This is a genomic window from Streptomyces asiaticus (genome assembly GCF_018138715.1).
Lineage (GTDB): Bacteria > Actinomycetota > Actinomycetes > Streptomycetales > Streptomycetaceae > Streptomyces > Streptomyces asiaticus.
Genome location: NZ_JAGSHX010000006.1, coordinates 4029951 through 4047245 on the forward strand (window position 1 = coordinate 4029951; position 17295 = coordinate 4047245).

General features: G+C 73.9%; 14 protein-coding genes. 10 read left to right on the forward strand and 4 right to left on the reverse strand.

Features of this window, described 5'->3' with window-relative positions; translation table 11 throughout:
* Positions 1 to 51: 51 nt before the first annotated feature.
* Both KHP12_RS24370 and KHP12_RS24375 read left to right on the forward strand, forming a co-directional pair.
* A complete protein-coding gene (locus KHP12_RS24370) occupies positions 52 to 333 on the forward strand; it encodes a DUF2530 domain-containing protein (RefSeq protein ID WP_086882510.1) in 282 nt (93 codons plus the stop codon).
* Positions 334 to 778: 445 nt separating this feature from the next.
* Positions 779 to 1597: an SAM-dependent methyltransferase gene (locus KHP12_RS24375; RefSeq protein ID WP_086882509.1), complete on the forward strand. Its 819-nt coding sequence runs from the start codon at positions 779 to 781 to the stop codon at positions 1595 to 1597.
* A 61-nt stretch (positions 1598 to 1658) separates the two neighbouring features.
* Here the strand turns inward: KHP12_RS24375 and KHP12_RS24380 are convergent, their stop codons facing one another.
* The gene (locus KHP12_RS24380) at positions 1659 to 5237 is read right to left on the reverse strand and encodes a sacsin N-terminal ATP-binding-like domain-containing protein (protein ID WP_246649146.1); all 3579 of its coding nucleotides are present in this window, start codon (positions 5235 to 5237) and stop codon (positions 1659 to 1661) included.
* A 1264-nt stretch (positions 5238 to 6501) separates the two neighbouring features.
* A complete protein-coding gene (locus tag KHP12_RS24385) occupies positions 6502 to 7404 on the reverse strand; it encodes a DUF3027 domain-containing protein (RefSeq protein WP_210610436.1) in 903 nt (300 codons plus the stop codon).
* A gap of 420 nt (positions 7405 to 7824) precedes the next feature.
* On the opposite strand from KHP12_RS24385, the gene KHP12_RS24390 reads away from it, so the two are divergent.
* The 4 genes from KHP12_RS24390 to KHP12_RS24405 all read left to right on the forward strand — a co-directional run bounded on the left by KHP12_RS24390 (position 7825) and on the right by KHP12_RS24405 (position 12097).
* On the forward strand, positions 7825 to 9366 hold the full coding sequence (locus KHP12_RS24390) for an MFS transporter (protein WP_372455224.1): 1542 nt from the start codon (positions 7825 to 7827) through the stop codon (positions 9364 to 9366).
* A 214-nt stretch (positions 9367 to 9580) separates the two neighbouring features.
* Positions 9581 to 10087, forward strand: a complete 507-nt coding sequence (locus KHP12_RS24395; RefSeq protein WP_086881114.1) for a hypothetical protein — start codon at positions 9581 to 9583, stop codon at positions 10085 to 10087.
* A 124-nt stretch (positions 10088 to 10211) separates the two neighbouring features.
* A complete protein-coding gene (gene mqnB, locus KHP12_RS24400; RefSeq protein WP_211833737.1) occupies positions 10212 to 11186 on the forward strand; it encodes a futalosine hydrolase in 975 nt (324 codons plus the stop codon).
* Positions 11183 to 12097, forward strand: a complete 915-nt coding sequence (locus tag KHP12_RS24405) for a 1,4-dihydroxy-6-naphtoate synthase (RefSeq protein ID WP_244202691.1) — start codon at positions 11183 to 11185, stop codon at positions 12095 to 12097. Before mqnB ends, KHP12_RS24405 begins: the two co-directional genes overlap by 4 nt.
* 274 nt (positions 12098 to 12371) lie before the next feature.
* Here KHP12_RS24405 and KHP12_RS52475 read toward each other — a convergent pair whose 3' ends face one another.
* Complete coding sequence (locus tag KHP12_RS52475) at positions 12372 to 12755, reverse strand: cold-shock protein (protein WP_014177506.1); 384 nt, start codon at positions 12753 to 12755, stop codon at positions 12372 to 12374.
* Between the two features lie 167 nt (positions 12756 to 12922).
* Here KHP12_RS52475 and KHP12_RS24415 point away from each other — a divergent pair, with 167 nt between their 5' ends.
* Positions 12923 to 13231: a hypothetical protein gene (locus KHP12_RS24415; protein ID WP_051573697.1), complete on the forward strand. Its 309-nt coding sequence runs from the start codon at positions 12923 to 12925 to the stop codon at positions 13229 to 13231.
* 69 nt (positions 13232 to 13300) lie between these two features.
* Here KHP12_RS24415 and KHP12_RS24420 read toward each other — a convergent pair whose 3' ends face one another.
* The gene (locus tag KHP12_RS24420) at positions 13301 to 13942 is read right to left on the reverse strand and encodes an HAD family hydrolase (RefSeq protein WP_086881116.1); all 642 of its coding nucleotides are present in this window, start codon (positions 13940 to 13942) and stop codon (positions 13301 to 13303) included.
* 66 nt (positions 13943 to 14008) lie between these two features.
* Here KHP12_RS24420 and KHP12_RS24425 point away from each other — a divergent pair, with 66 nt between their 5' ends.
* From KHP12_RS24425 to KHP12_RS24435, 3 genes are read left to right on the forward strand one after another with little or no spacing between them, the layout of a single operon-like run.
* On the forward strand, positions 14009 to 15103 hold the full coding sequence (locus KHP12_RS24425; RefSeq protein ID WP_246643174.1) for a FecCD family ABC transporter permease: 1095 nt from the start codon (positions 14009 to 14011) through the stop codon (positions 15101 to 15103).
* A gap of 5 nt (positions 15104 to 15108) precedes the next feature.
* Positions 15109 to 16281: a FecCD family ABC transporter permease gene (locus tag KHP12_RS24430; RefSeq protein ID WP_086881119.1), complete on the forward strand. Its 1173-nt coding sequence runs from the start codon at positions 15109 to 15111 to the stop codon at positions 16279 to 16281.
* Positions 16278 to 17273: an ABC transporter ATP-binding protein gene (locus tag KHP12_RS24435; protein WP_246648695.1), complete on the forward strand. Its 996-nt coding sequence runs from the start codon at positions 16278 to 16280 to the stop codon at positions 17271 to 17273. Before KHP12_RS24430 ends, KHP12_RS24435 begins: the two co-directional genes overlap by 4 nt.
* The last annotated feature ends 22 nt before the right edge of the window (positions 17274 to 17295 follow it).

Below are 17295 nucleotides of genomic sequence, written 5' to 3' on the forward strand. Positions count from 1 at the left end.
GTCCAGCACGACCCCGGCCGGGCCCATGACCGGCCCCCTTAAGCTGTGGCCATGACGAAGTGGACCCCCAAGCACGAGGCGCCGGAGCCCCTCGAGGGCAATGTCGTGGCCACGATCACCGGCGGCACGATCGTGTGGTTCGTCCTCTTCCTCACCCAGCTGCCCTTCTACGGCTGGTTCCACGAGCACGGACATCTGTGGTGGCTGTGGACCTGCCTGGCCGGCGGCGGGCTCGGGCTGCTCGGCATCTGGTACGTACGGGCCCGGGAGGCGGCGATCCGGCGCGGCTCGCGGAACGGGGACGCGCGGACGGCCGACGCGCAGAACGGCTGACCCGCGGTACGGCTGACGCGCGGAACGGCCGACGCTCGGTACGGCTGACGCTCGGAACGGCCGACGCTCGGACGGCCGACGCACGGAACGGCTGACGCTCGGACGGCCGACGCACGGAACGGCTGATACGCGGCACCGCTGACGCACAGAACGGCCAGCCCACTCCCGCGGCGGCGCGGCGCCGGGCCGTCCGCCGTTCCCGGCAGCGGCCCGGCGCCCTGGCCTGGTGCGCGGGCGCGCTCCCCTCCTCGCGACGCACCCGCTCACCCGTCTGTGGTGCGCACAGAAAGATGAGGGCCCCGCCGCGGGGACGCGCGGGCGGAGCCGGATGAGCCAACTGTACGATCTTCACGGGCTGTTCACAATGTTGCGGAAGCCTCACGACGGGCACTTTGTTCGGGAACTACCGTCTTGTGGTCACCAACTCACCAGTAATGTGAGGGATATGACCGGTAACCGCTTTCGTGCCGATGAGATCGACACCAGCAAGCCGCACTCGGCCCGCATGTACGACTACTTCCTGGGCGGCAAGACCCACTACGCAGTCGACACCCACGCCGCCGAACAGGTCGAGGCCGTCTGGCCCGACGTCAAGCCGTGGACCCGTGCCAACCGGTCATTCATGCACCGCGCGACCCGCTGGCTCGCGGGCGAGGCGGGCATACGTCAGTTCCTGGACATCGGCACCGGCATCCCCACCGAGCCCAACCTCCACCAGGTCGCCCAGAAGGCCGCCCCGGACTCCCGGGTCGTCTACGCGGACAACGACCCGATAGTGCTGGCCTACGCGCAGGCCCTGTTGCTCTCCACGCCCGAGGGCCGCACCGCCTACATCCACGCGGACGTCAGCGATCCGGAGGCGATCCTGGCCGCCGAGGATCTGAACGACACCCTCGATCTGTCCCAGCCGGTCGCGCTGTCGCTCAATGCGATCATGCACTTCATCGCGGACGAGCAGAAGCCGTACGAGATCGTGCGCCGACTGGTCGAGCCCTTGGCCTCGGGCAGCTATCTCGTGCTCTCGCACGGCGGTCTCGACCCCCGCCCCGGGGTCTCGGACGCGGTCACCAACCTCTACCGCAGCAGCGGCATCCATGTGCAGGGACGCACCCAGGAAGAGATCCTTCCGTTCTTCGACGGGCTGGAGCTGGTCGATCCGGGCGTGGTGATGCCGCACCGCTGGAAGCCCGAGAGCGAGCAGGCCAGGGCCGAGGCGGAGGCGGAGGAGCTGTGGATCTTCGCGGGCGTGGCCCGCAAGCCCTGACCGGGGAACGGGCCTTGCCCCGGGGCAAGGCCCGCGCGCACGCCCCGTACGCGCGCGCCCGTCAGTCGAACCAGCGGGCCCGTGCCAGCTCCTCCGTACGGGTCAGATCCTCCAGCAGGGCCGCCACCTCGAACCGGCGCGCCCAGTGGCCGGCGGCCCAGGACAGACCGGCCGCGACGCCCTCGACCGTCGAGGCGTGCAGGGTGCCGTCCACATACCGCCAGTCCAGCTCGATCTCGCCCGCACCCGCGCCCGAGCCCTCGCCCTCGCCCTCGATCAGCAGTTCCTCGTGCTCGATGTACGACAGCGGGGCGCCCGGGAGGAGTTCGCGGACCGCCTCGGGCACCTCGTGCGGATCGCCCTGTGAGGTCACCCGCGCCGGGTACGCCTCGCTCAGCCGCCGCACCTGGAACAGCTCGGCCAGCTCCGCCGCCCGCGTGGGCCGTACGGGCAGCAGCGCCCGGCCGTCCGCCTCGGCCAGCGGCATCAGGTCCGGGGCGTCCGCGACCAGCGCCTCGCCCGCCTCGACCACCGTCGGCTCGCCGTCCACGATGGCGCGCAGCTCGTCCGGCAGGGTCACCTGCTCCGGGTCCAGGTCGGCCAACTGCCCGTAGATGGCGTGCAGCTGGGCGGGGGCCACCTCGCGGTCCGGGTCGGCGAGGCGGGCCAGCAGTTCGGCGGCGCCGCCCGGCTCGTCCAGCAGCGAGGCGACGGAGGTCCGTACGCCCAGCGCCCGCAGCACCTGCTCGTCCTCGAACCCGGCCGCGTCCACCGCCTCGTACAGCCCCGCCAGCAGCGGATCGCCCCCGGCCGCGCGCAGCCCGGCGGGGCGGCGGCCGTCCAGCACCGGATGGCCGCGCAGCCACCACGCGGTGTACGAGCGCACGATCTCCGTCGTGCCGTCCGGCAGCAGCACCCGCACCGGCGCGGTCAGCGCGTCGCGCAGCGGCGGCTGGGCGAGCATGGCCAGGGCCCGCGGCCAGGCGTCGTCGTCGACCAGGTCCAGGTCGCGTACGGCCACGATCTCGGTGGCCACCGGCGGCACCGGCGTCTCCGGCAGCCGGTCCAGCACGTCCTCGCACCACACGTCGACGGCGTCCAGCACGCCGACGTCGTCCGGTTCGGTGAAATCGCCCTCGCGGGGCTCCAGTTCATCCGGGTCCAGCACCACATCGGTGGCCCTGACCAGCGTGAACCCCGCCAGCACACCGACCGCGGCGAGCGGCTGCTCACCCCAGCGCTCGGCCAGCTCGGCGTCGCACGCGGCCAGTTCGCCCTCCCGCATCACCTGCTCGAAGGCGCTGCCGGGGAGGACCAGCTCACCGGCCGGGGCCAGCTCACCGTCCTCGTCCGGGAGCGCGAGCGCGGCCAGCCACGGCTCGTCGCCGGGCGCCAGCCGGGCCTGCTGGACCAGGCCGAGGACCGTGTCGGCCAGCGTGTCGGCGTCCAGCGCCGCGCCCAGGCCGCCCTCGCCCTCCTCCGCGAACGGGTCGTACTCGTCCTCCGCCTCCAGCGAATGCGCCACGGCGGCCCGTACCTGCGGGGTCGTCAGCACGGCGCGGGGCGTGGCGGGGGTCGCGCCGAGCTTCTCCAGCAGCGGATGGGCGGCGTCCGGATGTGCAACTTTCAGGCCGAGGCGGGCGAGGGTGCGATGCGTATCGCTGACCGTGGCGCCGCGCTCGGGGGGCCGCGCGGATTCGACGGTTCCGGCGGACGCGGAGATTCCGGCGGACGCGGAGATTCCGGCGGGCTCGGTGGTGACTGCGGGCTCAGCGATTCCGGCGGACTCGGCGGTTCCGATGCTGTCCAGGCCGTGCGGGCTGTCCAGGCCGTGCGAGCCGTCCAGGTCGCCGTCGGCCTCGCCCGGCAGCGGCAGCAGCACCTGCCGGGGCCCGATCGTCGTCCGGCCGTCCGCCAGCGGCACCGGCAGCCCGCTGAGCCGGTCCGGGTCGATACCGCCCAGCGAGTCGTACAGCCGCCGCCACCAGGCCGGGGCGCGCTCCACGCCCGCGAGCCGGTCGATGAGCTCGCCCAGCGGTACCCGGGCCACGCCCAGCACCCGCAGCTCCGAGCGGCGCTCGAGACCGGCGGGCAGCAGCGTCGGGAACAGCTCGGCCAGCACCTCCACCGTCTCCGCGCCCGCGCCCTCGACGATCTCGGCGTCCCGGGGCCGCAGCGCGTACGGCTCGCCCTCGGCGCCGCCGCGCGCCAGCACGTCGTCGTCCCAGTCGGCCGGGGCGGGCGCGGACGGGGCGGCAGCCGGCTCGTCCGCCGCGGGGCCGCCCTGGGCGGCGTCCGGGCCGAGCGCCTCCGGCGAGCCGAGCCAGCCCGCCACGGCCTCGGCCACGGCCGCGTCCTGCGTGCCGCCCACGCCCACCGCCGGTGCGGCGGCACTGGGCAGGAAGGGCACCCTCGGCAGCCGCTCCAGCACCCGCTGGCGCAACTCCCCGTCCAGCTCGCCCCGGCCCAGCTGGCCCGGGACCAGGTCGATCGAGCCGACCGAGACCGGATGCCAGTCGCGCAGCAGCGTCGCGTACGCCTCGGCCGCGCGGTCCAGCAGGAAGTCCGTGAGCGGCCCGGGGGCGGTGTGGCGGCGGGTGGGTTCCAGCGGGAAGGACGCGATCAGCAGCGCGGGCATGCCCAGCGGCTCATCGGTCGGCGTCGGGGCGTGGACCACCGGGGCGGTCGCGGGGCGCGTCGGCGCGCCCTCCGCGTCCACCGGAACCGCCCAGGTCACCGACCACACCGGGCGCAGCCGCTCCTCCACCGGGCGGTCGGCGAGCAGCTCCGGCTCCAGCCGCCCCCCGATGCTCTCGGTGCGCCAGCGCGTCGTACCGCGGGCGCCGCTGTCCTCGACGACGGTGTACGGGCCGTCCTGGCGGCGGCGCAGCGTCCGGGTGCCCTCGACGGTCTCGACCACGACCTCGGCCAGGCCGGGGAGGGTCAGCAGCAGCGCGTCGTCGATCCCGGCCAGCAGCCGCTCGGCCACGTCCCAGGCGGCGCCGTCGCGCAGCGGCAGCACCACGACGGTGTCGTAGCCCTCCGGGGCGCTCCCCTCGGCGGGCAGCGGCAGCCGCAGCAGCGGTACGTGGCCGTCGCGGCGGCGCAGCTCCTCGGCGAGGCCGGGGCCGGGGCCGGCGGCGGTGGCGGCGGCGGTGGCGGCGCGCTGGGTCAGCTCCCGCGCCTCGGCCAGCGACCAGCGCACCCCGCCGGTGCGGCCCACGACCGCGGGCTCGTCGCTCACCGCGAGCACCGCCGCGAAGCCGACGCCGAACCGCCCGACCGCGCTCTCCGGCTCGTCCCGCTTGGCCGACGCCCGCAGGGTGGACAGCGACTCGACGCCCGCCGCGTCCAGCGGCGCCCCGGTGTTGGCGACGGCCAGCACGGCGGGCTCGCCGTCGGTGGCCGGCCGCAGGGTCAGCCGCAGCCGCCCGGGCACCCCGGCGCGGGCGGCGGCGTCCGCCGCGTTCTGGGCCATCTCGACGACCAGCCGGTCCCGGTGGCCGCCCAGCGCCAGGTCCTCCTCGGCGTTGGCGTCCTCCCGGAACCGGGCGGGCGACGCGGCCCAGGCGTCCAGCACGCCGCGCCGCAGCCGCGCGGTCCCGAACGGGTCCGCGTCCTCGGTCGCGCCTCGCACCATCGCCGTGCTGCTCACGTCTCGCCTCCGGAAGTTCCTGGTCGGGGTCCGTCCTGCGCCGCGGCGCCACACCGCCGAGTCCCCCGCGGTGCGGATCGCCCCACCGCGCTCGCCGTTCCCAAGCGTGCCGCGCTTGCTAGCCGCGAACGTACCTCTATCCGCCCCCAAACGACGCCCCGGGCCCCACACAACCGGATTCTCCCCCTCACCTTGGGCCCCTCGGACCCCTGGGCCGCCGGGTCCCTGCCTCGGGCACACAGGCGGAGGCGCACCCTCCGCCACCGCCGTGGCCCTGGCTGTGGCCGCCGTGACGCCTGCGGCGGGCTGTTCCCCTCCCGCCCCTTCCCACAACTGGGGCTTCGCCCCAGACCCCGGGGGTCCAGGGGCGAAGCCCCTGGTAGCGGGAAGGGGAGGGGCGGGGCGGGGAGGGGAAAGACCCACCGGTCACCACACCCCATAGGTGCCCCTGGGCGTCGCAGCCCCGGCCGTTGGGCGGCAGCCTGCGGGGAGGCCGCCCGCTGCGGGCGAACCAGGGCGGCCGGACTCACCATGGGGACCTGCCGACGACGCGGCGGACGGGCCGAAGTCGTACGACGCCGCGCCGCCAAGGCCTACGAGGGCCGGGGACGACCGGGACGCGCTGTGCAGGCCGCCGCCCGGGCGTACGGGTCCGGCCACACCCGACCGCACGTCGCCCGACCAGCCCCGGAGGCAACGCATCCGGGGCTACGGTGGGCAGCTTGCGCTGCCCGGCGGGGTGGCAGCCGCGAGGGGCCGGGGCGCCGGCGCCGCGACGCGCTGGTACGCGCGCCTCCGCCGGGGCGAGACTTCGCGGCCGCCGTCGCGGCGACCGTGCGCCGGGCGGCGGCCCCGGGGCCGTCGTTCCGCAGTAGCGGGGCCGGGGCCGTCGTTCCGTAGCAGCCCGGCCGGGGCCGTCGTTCCGTAGCAGCCCGGCCGGGGCCGTCGCTCCGTAGCAGCCCGGCCGGGGCCGTCGTTCTGTAGCAGCTCGGCCGGGGCCGTCGTTGTGGCGGGCCAGGGGCGGCATTCCCCAGCAGCCGGGCCGGGGCCGTCATTCCGCAGCAGCGGGACCGGGGCCGTCGCTCCGCAGCAGCCCGGCCGGGGCCGTCGTTCCGCAGCAGCCCGGCCGGGGCCGTCGCTCCGTTGCAGCCTCGCCCCGGCCCGTTCCGTTGTGGCGAGCCAGGGGCGGCATCCCCCAGCAGCCGGGCCGGGAGCGGCGCGGGGCGGGCCTGGCCGGGCCCCGGGTTCCTCAGCTGTGGCCCAGTTCCTCCGGGGGCGTGTCCGGCTCGACGGAGCCGCTTGTGCGGTCCGGGTGGAGGGGGAGGGGTTCGACGACCGTTTCGTCGATGACCGGGGGGGCCGGGCGGGGGGGCTTGGGCATGACGGCGGCCTCGGAGTGGGCGCCGCAGCCGTAGGAGAGGGAGACGACGCGGCCGTCCGCCGGGCTGAACTCGTTCGCGCAGACCCCGAACGCCTGCCCCAGCGAGCCGCCGACGGCCACCAGGAAGCCGCAGGTCGCGCAGGTGCCGGGGGCCGCCTGGGCCATGGGGGTCTTGGGGCCGTACGCCTCGTCCCAGCGGTCGGCCGCGTCGTGGAGGCCGTAGCGGGACAGCACCCGGGCGCGCCGCATGCCCAGCTCCTCGGCGACGGCCGCGATCGAGCCGGTCGTGGGCGGGGTCTGCGCCACGGGGGCGCCGGCCGTCACATCGGCCTCCTCCACCGCCGCGAGCTGCTGCATCTCCTCCGAGACCGCGGAGTTGGGCGGCGGGGCGTCCTCGCCCGAGTAGCCGGGCTCCAGGCGCGGGTCCTCGGCCTCGGTGGGGAGCAGATCGCCCGGCCCCATGTCGCCGGGGCGCAGCCGCTCGCTCCAGGGCACCCACTCCGGCGCGAGCAGCGCGTCGGGGCCGGGGAGCAGCACCGTCTCGTCCAGGGTGACGGCCTTGGCGCGGGAGGCGCGGGTCACCGTGACCGCCCAGCGCCAGCCGCGATAGCCCGGCTCGGGGCTCTCGAAGAGATGCGTGACCACGCGGTCGCCCTCGGCGACAGCGCCCAGATACTCGCCCACCTGCCCCGGATGGGCGGCTTCCTGAGCCGCCTCGCGGGCGAGTTCGACCGCCTCGGCGCACAGGCGGTCGGGGGTACGGCTTCGCATCGCACTCACAGGATCGATTCTCTCTTCCACGCCGTCGCAGCCGTCTGACCTGGTGCGCCAGCCGTACGGCCGTCGCGGGACCGCGGACGGAGCGGACCATGGGGCCGCGTCGACGTCCGCGCCCATCCGGCCTTGGGGCGCACCTTGTACGTCCCATTCTGCGGGATGACTACTCGGCACACGGCCAGGAACGACCCTCGGTGGCGCGGTTACGCACGCTACCTTGTCCGGCCGCACCGGCCCTACCCCCGTCTCATCCCGATCACACCCCACGGCGCCGTACGCCCCCTCCCCTCTCGCCCCCGTGAAAGCGCATTTCCGCTGGACAGCGGGGTGTTGCCGATCCCCGGCGACGGCGCCGCCATCCGGAAAGCCGTCGAAGGTCTGACGCTTCGGCCGCGTTGGCTGCACCATGGTCAGGTGGCAGGAACGCGGTGGTACAGCGGCGGCTCGACCAGGAGGTCGGGCCGTTGGGTCGTCCACGCGCTCCGTCTCCCCTTCGCGCTCCGCCTCCCTTTCACCGCGGCCGGGCGCGGCATCCGCCGGGCCACCCACGCCCACGGCGCCGGCGAGTCGGGGCTCGGCAAGCTGATCGAACTGCACGCGGTGAACTCCGCGGGCGACATGCTGATCACCGTCGCCCTCGCCTCCACGATCTTCTTCTCGGTCCCGACCGACGAGGCCCGCGGCCGGGTCGCGCTCTACCTGGTCATCACCATGGCGCCGTTCGCGCTGCTCGCCCCCGTCATCGGCCCGTTCCTCGACCGCATTCCGCACGGCCGCCGCGCGGCGATGGCGGGCGCGATGCTGACCCGCGTGGTGCTCGCGCTGACGATGGCGGGCGCGGTGGCGGGCGGCGGGCTGGAGCTGTATCCGGCGGCGCTGGGCGTGCTGGTGGCGTCGAAGGCGTACGGAGTCGTCCGTTCCGCCGTCGTGCCACGGCTGCTCCCACCCCACTTCTCCCTGGTCAAGGCCAACTCACGGGTCACCCTCGCCGGGCTGCTCGCCACCGGCGCGGCGGCCCCGCTGGGGGCCGGGCTGCATCAGATCGGGCCGAGCTGGCCGCTGTACGGGGCGTCCGTGATCTTCCTGCTGGGCGGATTCCTGTCGTTCACCCTGCCGCACAAGGTGGACTCCGCGAAGGGCGAGGCCAGGGCGCAGCTGACCTCGGGGCAGCGCCATCTGCATCTGCCGGTGACGGTGCGCAAACCCAAGGCCAGGGTGGGCGGGGCCTGGGCCGCCCCCGGGGCCGGTGGGGGCGGGACCGCCTCCTCCAGGACCGTCTTCTCCAGGACCGCCTTCTCCAGGACCGCCTTCTCCAGGACCGTCTCCAGGCTCGCCTTCTGGAGGGGCCGGTCCCGGCGGCCCGGCCTCAGTACGGTCGGCCCCTCCGTGCTGCACGCCCTTCAGGCGTGTGCCGCGCTGAAGACCCTGTCCGGGTTCCTCACCCTCTTCCTCGCCTTCCTCCTCCGCGACCAGCCGCTGGGCGGGCTAGGCCCCGAGGTCTCGCTCGGCCTGGCCGCGGTCTGCGCGGGCGGCGGCAACGCGCTGGGCACCGCGATCGGCGCCTGGCTGCGGGCGCGCGGCCCGGAGCTGATCATCGCGGTGGTGCTGAGCTCCGCCCTGGGCGTGCTCATCGTGTCGGCGGCCCTCTACGGCTCGGTGACGGTGGCCGCCGTGGCCGCCACCGCCGGGATCTCCCAGGCGCTGGGCAAGCTGTCGCTGGACGCGTTGATCCAGCGGGACGTCCCGGAGGAGGTCCGCACCTCGGCGTTCTCGCGGTCCGAGACGACGCTCCAGATGGCGTGGGTCGTCGGCGGCGCCATCGGCATCGTGCTGCCGCTCCACGGGGTGCTGGGGATGGCGGTCGCCGCGGCGGTGATCGCGCTGGGCGCGGCGCTGAGCGTCCGCGGACTGCTGAGCGCCTCCCGGCAGGGGGCGCCGTATCCGCGGGTGGCGTGAGTCCCGGGCCGCATCCGAGCCCGGCGGGACCGCCAACGGCGAGTCGTACCCGCGCGCGAGGCGGTCCGGTGGTGGTCTTGGGCAAGGAAGAATTGAGCTTGCGGAGTCGTACCCGCGCGCGAGGCGATCGGTGGGTCCATGGGCCGCTCGCGGATTTCGAGGATGCGTCGCACCCGCGCGCGAGGCGATCGGTGCGGCCAGATAGCCTGCCCGCATGACCGCTGCGCTGTTTTCCAGGGGCAAGGGCCGCCGCGCCGTCACCGCCGCCTGTGCCGTGTCCCTCGGGCTCGTCGCCCTCTCCGCCTGCGACAAGCCGACCCCGCTGGCAACGGTGACGGTCGGTTCGAACACCGTGACGACCGAGGCGAGCAACGGCTGCTACGGCGACGGCAAGGACCTGAGCTCGAAGAAGTTCAAGGACTGCCTGTCCGCCAAGCCCGAGAAGACGATCAAGGTGACCTCCGGGGACAAGGTACGGATCGGGGTGGACCCCGAGATCGCCAAGTCCAGCTGGGGCCTGATCGCCAACAACCCGGTCATGGCCGAGGCGAGCAAGGAGACGTACCGCAGCTTCGACAGCGATACGCTCTTCGCCCGGCAGAACCCGCAGACCGGCCAGACCACGCTCGAGAAGAAGGTCACGATCACGGTCGCCGAGCTCGGCAAGAGCAGCCAGGGCGTCAAGGGCATCTGGCGTTTCACGCTGGAACGGGACTCCTGACGGGACGCTTGGCGGGGCTCCTGACCAGCGCAACTCCGGACGGAGCACCGACGCGCGGGGCCCGGTCGCACCGGGTCACCGGCCGCGCCGTGACAGGGTTGTGTGTGACAAGGGGGAGTCACCCATGCGCGTACTGATCGTCACGGCCGTACCCGCCGAGCGGGACGCCGTCGTACGGGGCGTCGGCGCCACCGCCCCCGAGCTGGCCGAACTCCCCGTCCCCGGCGGGATGCTCCACCGGCTGAGCCCGGCGCCGCCCTCCGGGCCGCCGCTCACCGTGGACGTCCTGGCCGCCGGGGTCGGCCCGGCGGCCGCGGCGGCCGGAACCGCCGCCGCCCTGACCGTGGCCGCGGTCGCCCGCACCCCCTACGACCTCGCCGTGTCGGCCGGTATCGGCGGCGGCTTCAGCACCACGCGGCCCGCCGTCACAGCGCCCGCCGTCACAGCGCCCGGAGCCGCGGGGCCCGAAGCCGCAGGGCCCGAAGCCGCGGGGCCCAGAGGCGCGGCGCCCGAAGCCGCAGGGTCCAGAGGCGCGGCGCCCGGAGCCGCAGGGCCCGAAGCCGCAGGGTCCAGAGGCGCGGCGCCCGAAGCCGCAGGGTCCAGAGGCGCGGCGCCCGGAGCCGCGGCGACCGCCACCGCCCACCTCGGCTCCGTCGTCGTGGCCGACGCCATCGTCGCCGCCGACCTGGGCGCCGAGACCCCCGACGGCTTCGCCGCCGTCACCGACCTGGGCTTCGGAACCGTCGAACACCTCCCGCCCGCCCCGCTCGTCGCCGCCGTCGCCGAGGCGACGGACGCCGTGCGCGGCACCGTGCTCACCGTGTCGACCGTGACCGGGAGCGCCGAACGGGCCGCCGAGCTGCTGCGCCGCCATCCGCGCGCCGTCGCCGAGGCCATGGAGGGCTTCGGCGTCGCGGAGGCCGCCGCGGCCCAGGCCGTGCCCGCCCTGGAAGTACGGACGGTCTCCAACGCCGTCGGACCGCGCGACCGCGCGGCCTGGCGGATCGGGGAGGCCCTCGAAGCGCTCACGGGCGCCTTCGCGACCATCGCCCCCCTCCTCGGCACCTGGACCTTTGACCCGGAAGGAACCCGGCAGTGACTGAGCCCCTGAGCGAGCCCCTGGCTGAGCCTTCAACTGAGCCTTCGACTGAGCCTCTGAAGATCGCCTACTCCCCGTGCCCGAACGACACCTTCGTCTTCGACGCCTGGGCCCACGGCCGCGTCCCCGGCGCGCCCGCACTCGATGTCACCTTCGCCGACATCGACATCACCAACGGGATGGCCGAGCGCGGTGAGTTCGACGTACTGAAGGTGTCGTACGCCGTACTGCCGTGGGTGCTGGACGACTACGCGCTGCTGCCCTGCGGCGGTGCGCTCGGCCGCGGCTGCGGTCCGCTGGTGCTCACGCGGCAGCCCGGCGCGGGGCAGCCGCTCACCGGCAAGGACCTGGCGGGGAAGACGGTCGCGGTGCCGAGCGAGCGTTCGACCGCGTATCTGCTCTTCCGGCTGTGGGCCGCCGCCGAGGTGCCGGGCGGGGTCGGCGAGATCAAGGTGCTGCCGTTCCACGCGATCATGCCCGCGGTGCGGGACGGCGAGGTCGACGCCGGGCTCGTCATCCACGAGGCCCGGTTCACCTATCAGAATTACGGGCTGCACTGCCTGGCTGACATGGGCGAGCACTGGGAGCAGACCACCGGACTCCCGATCCCGCTCGGCGCGATCATCGCCAAGCGCTCACTGGGCACCGAACGGCTGCGGGAGCTCGCCGACGCCGCCCGGACATCGGTGCGGATGGCCTGGGACGACCCGGAGGCGTCGCGGGCGTATGTCCTGGAGCACGCCCAGGAGATGGACCCGTCCGTCGCCGATCAGCACATCGGACTGTACGTCAACGAGTTCACCGCCGACCTCGGCGAGAGCGGCTACGCCGCGGTGCGCGGGCTGCTGACCCGCGCGGCGGCCGAGGGGCTGGTGCCGCCCCTCGGCCCCGGGGCGCTGGACGCGGTCTGACGCCTCGGCACGTGGTCATACGCCAAGCGGAGCCGGACGGGTATCCATCCGGCTCCGCTGACGGGATGTCGTATGTGCCGATGCATGCCGAGCCGCTCAGGTCGAACTCGGCCCGGACTCAGCCCAGGCTCAGGTCAGACGTCGAGGGCCAGACGCCGAAGGTCAGACGTCGAGCGTCAGACACCGAGGATCAGACGCCGAGGATCAGACGCCGAGGATCAGACATCGAGGATCAGGCACCGAGGATCAGACGCCGAGGATCAGACGTCGAGGGTCAGACGTCGAGCTGGTCGGCCACCGCTCGCAGCATGCCCGCGATCTTGTGGCCATGTGCCTTGTCCGGATAACGGCCGCGCTCCAGCTGCTGCGTCACATTCTCCAGCAGGGTGGTCAGATCCTGGACAATGGACGCCAGCTCATCAGGCTTGCGGCGCTGGGCGGCCGCCACGGAGGGAGTCGGATCGAGAACGGTGACGGACAATGCCTGATCCCCGCGATTTCCGGCCACCACGCCGAATTCCACGCGCTGCCCCGGCTTCAGTGAGTCGACGCCTTCCGGAAGCACCGACGAGTGAACGAAGACGTCGCCACCGTCATCGCGGGAGAGAAAGCCAAAGCCCTTCTCACTGTTGAACCACTTGACCTTGCCGGTAGGCACGTCTGTCTCGTCCTCGTCGCTCGTCGGAAAACACGGAAAAACAGCTCTCGATAGCACTACAGCGGGTCGTAAGACCCGCCACCACAAGGCTAATGGTCCCGAGCCTGGTGACAAGACGTACCCGGGCGGTTCCTATGCGCGCTCTGGCACGGATCTACCCTGGTCCGGTGAGTAATGAAACCCCGCACCGCGGCGGCTCCCCCAGCCACCCCCGAGAGGCGCCCCTTCCCGGCGACCGGCTCATCCGGTCCGGCGTCATCGTCTTCGCCATCGGAGCGGTGGCCACGCTCGTCACCGTCGCGCCGCTTTTCCTGGGCGCGGACCCACTGCCTTCGGTGGCGTACTTCGTATGCATGCTGATGGGCGTCGGCTTCGCCCTCGCCGCCGTCGGTCTGCTGCGCTCCATCGCGGCACAGCGGCGGGAGGCCGCGGCGGCCGCCCAGGTGTCACAGCCGCCCGTACCGCCGTCCGGGTGAACCGGGTGCATCGGGTGAACCGGCCGAGCTCGTGAGCTCGTGAACACGTGAGCTCGTGAGCTGGGCGGGTCAGCCCGCCGTGCGATCACCTATGTAGCCCGACAGCCAGGCCGGGAACGCCGTCAGATCGTCCAGCACGACATCCGCGCCGGCCGCGAGCAGCTCGTCCACCGCGCAGGGTCCGGTGGCGACCGCCACGGAGAGCGCACCGGCCGTACGGGCGCCCCGGACGTCACCCGTGTGGTCCCCGACATACACCGTCGCCCCGTACTCCCGCAGCGCCTCCGCCTTGGCCTCGGCCCACAGCCAGCCGATGACCGCGTCCGCCTCGATGCCCAGATGGCTCAGGTGCAGCTTGGCGTTGGGCTCGTGCTTCGCGGTGACGACGATGGCCCGGCCGCCCGCCCGCCGCACGGTCTCGATCGCCTCCCGCGCCCCCTTCATGGCCGGGGTGGGCGCGATCGCGTACTCCGGGTAGAGCTCGCGGTAGAGCTCGCCCACCTCCTCCACGCGCTCATCGGGGAACCAGTGCACCAGCTCCTGCTCCAGCGGCGGGCCGAGCCGGGTGATGGCGAGGTCGGAGTCGATGTAGGTGCCGGTCCGTGCCGAAAGCGCCTCGTACGCCGCCTTGATGCCCGGCCGGGAGTCGATGAGGGTCATGTCGAGGTCGAAGCCGACGGTGGGAGCGGAGTGCGAAGACATACCCGCCATTGTGCCTTGGCCCACCCCATACACTTAGCCTCGCCTAACTTCGTAGCCGACGAGCGAACGGACGCGATGACCGCCGACCGGACCAGCAACCGCCCTCCCAGAGCCCCCCTGGTCCGCACCTCCCCGGTCCACACCTCTCCCGTACGCACCTCTCCCGTACGCACCTCCCTGGTCCGCCGCCGCCTCGGCTGGACGGCCGCGGCCGTTGTCGCCCTGCTGCTCGCGGTCCTGCTGAGCCTCGCCGTGGGCAGCCGCCAGATCGCGCCGAGCGCGGTCCTGGACGCGCTGCTGCACGGCGGTTCCAGCGACGCCGCCGACATCGTGCGGTCCCTGCGGCTGCCACGCACCCTCATCGGGCTGATGGTCGGCGCGGCGCTCGCCATGGCGGGCACCGTCATGCAGGGCGTCACCCGCAACCCGATCGCCGACCCCGGCATCCTCGGCATCAGCCAGGGCGCGTCGGTGGGCGTGGTGCTCGCGATCGCCTTCGCCGGGGTGCACACCCTCAGCGGCTATGTCTGGTTCGCCTTCGCGGGCGCGGGGGTGGCGTCGGTCGCCGTCTACGCCATCGCCACCAGCGGGCGGGGCGGCGCTACCCCGGTCAAGCTCGCGCTCTCCGGTGCCGCGATCAACGCGCTGCTGGTGTCCGTGACGACGGGCGTGCTGACGACGAAGGCGGCGGCCCTGGATGAGTTCCGCTTCTGGCAGATCGGCTCGCTCGCCGGGCGGGACACCGGGATCGTCGGCCAGATCTGGCCGTTCCTGCTGGTCGGCACGGTGCTGGTGATCGCGGTGGCACGCGGTCTGGACGCGCTGGCACTCGGCGAGGACGTCGCGAAGGGGCTCGGCCAGAACGTGGCGGTCGTACGGATCGTCGCCGCCCTCGGCGCCACGATCCTCACCGGCGTCGGGGTCGCCGCCGCCGGTCCGCTCGCGTTCATCGGCCTCGCGATCCCCCATATCGCCCGCGCGGTCGTCGGCACCGACCACCGCTGGGTGCTGCCGATGGCCGCCCTGATCGGCCCGGTGATGCTGCTGGTCTCGGATGTGGTGGGCCGAGTCGTCTTCCCGCCGAGCGAGGTCCCGGCGGGCGTGATGACGGCGCTGATCGGGGTGCCGTTCCTGGTCACGCTGGTGCGCCGGAAGGCGGTGGCCGCGTGACGGCGATGGAGAGCCACACCGTCCGCCCGGGGGGCCGCCCGGGGGTCCGCCCGGGGATCCGCCCGGGGGTCCGCCCGGCCGGGTACGGGCTGATCCGCATCAGGAGCAATGGGCGTGGCGGGCGAGGCGGGCGTGGCGGACATGGCGGATCGTTCCTGCTGCATCGCCGCTCGGCCCTTGTCGCGATCGGGCTGGCCCTGGCCACCGCCGCAGTCTGCGTGGCGTATCTGTGCGTCGGCGAGAGCTTCGTCGCCCCCGCCGACGCCGTGCGGGCCGTCCTGCACACCCAGTGGGGCCTCGGACCGGCCACCCCGAACGACCTCGTCGTCGGCACGCTGCGGCTGCCCCGGATGACGCTCGGCCTGATGGTCGGCGCCGCCTTCGGCATCGCGGGCGCGCTGATCCAGACGGTGGCCCGCAACCCCCTCGCGAGCCCCGACATCATCGGCGTCAGCCAGGGCGCGAGCGCGGTGACCGTGGGCGCGATGACCTACGGGGTCAGCTCCTACGCCGTCCTGCCGTACCTCTCCGTCCTCGGCGGTCTCGCCGCCGCCGCGCTGGTGTACGTCTTCGCCTGGCGCGGCGGGCTCCAGGCGGCCCGCTTCGTGCTCATCGGCATCGGCTTCGCCGTCGCGCTGCGCTCGATCACCCATCTCTTCCTGACCAAGGGCGACTATCTCGTGGCCCAGCAGGCGAAGGTGTGGATGACCGGTTCGCTCAACGGACGCGGCTGGGCCGAGGCCGCTCCGCTCGGCTGGGCGCTGCTGGTGCTGCTGCCCGGTGTGCTGTGGGCGGCGCGGGCACAGCGCACGGTGTCCATGGACGACGACACGGCGACCGCGCTGGGCGTACGGCTCGGACGGGTGCGGTTGGGCCTGGTGGCCCTCGGCGTCGTACTCGCGTCCATGGCGACGGGCGCGGCCGGCCCGGTGGACTTCGTGGCGCTGCTCGCCCCGCAGATCGCCCGCCGGATGACCCGGACCGCCCAGATCCCGCTGCTGTGCTCGGCCCTGACCGGAGCATTCATCGTCGTCACCGCCGATCTGCTGGCCCGCAAGCTGTTCGCGCCGACCGAACTGCCGGTGGGTGTGCTGACGGCCGCGGTCGGCGCCCCGTATCTGATCCACCTGCTGCTGTCTTCCGGGGGACGCGGCCGTAAGGGAGGCACCGCCGCATGACCGCTTCGGCGTCCACAACGGGAACGAGCCCGGAGACCGGTCCGGCGGAGACCAGTCCGGCGGAGACCAGTCCGGCGGAGGCCGGTCCGGACGAGACCGGTCCGGCGGAGACCGCTTCCGCGAACCGACCGGACCGGCCGGACGGGCCGGACGGGCCGGACGGGCCGGACGGGCCGGACGGGCCCTGTCGGCCGAACCGGCTCACCGCACGCGAGCTGACCCTGGCCTACGAGGACCGCACCGTCGTGGACGGGCTGGACCTGGACATACCCGACGGCGAGGTCACGGTCATCGTCGGCCCCAACGCCTGCGGCAAGTCCACCCTGCTGCGCGCCCTCGGGCGGCTGCTGCGGCCGCGCGGCGGCGCAGTGCTCCTCGACGGCACGGATCTCGCGCGCATCCCGACGAAGAAGATCGCCCAGTCCGTGGGGCTGCTTCCACAGACCCCGGTCGCGCCCGAGGCGATCACCGTCGCCGATCTCGTCTCCCGTGGCCGCCAGCCGCATCAGCGGTGGTGGCAGCAGTGGTCGGAGGACGACGAACGGGCCGTCACGGACGCCATGGAGCGCACGGACGTGACGGCGCTCGCCGACCGCCCGGTGGACGAGCTGTCGGGCGGGCAGCGGCAGCGCGTATGGATCGCGATGGCGCTCGCGCAGGAGACCGATCTGCTGCTGCTGGACGAGCCGACGACGTACCTGGACATCTCCCACCAGGTGGAGGTGCTGGACCTGGTGCGCCAGCTCAACCACGAACGCGGCCGTACGGTCGTCGCCGTCCTCCACGACCTCAACCAGGCGGCCCGCTACGCCGACCATCTGATCGCGATGAAGGGCGGCAGCATCGTGGCACGCGGCCGCCCGGGGGACATCGTCACGGCCGATCTGGTGCACGAGGTCTTCGGCCTCGACTCGGTGGTCGTCCCGGACCCGGTGACCGGCAGCCCCCTGGTCGTCCCGGGCACGCCTTGGCAGGCCGCCGAGCAAGACTGACCGCAAGACGCTTACGCGCCCG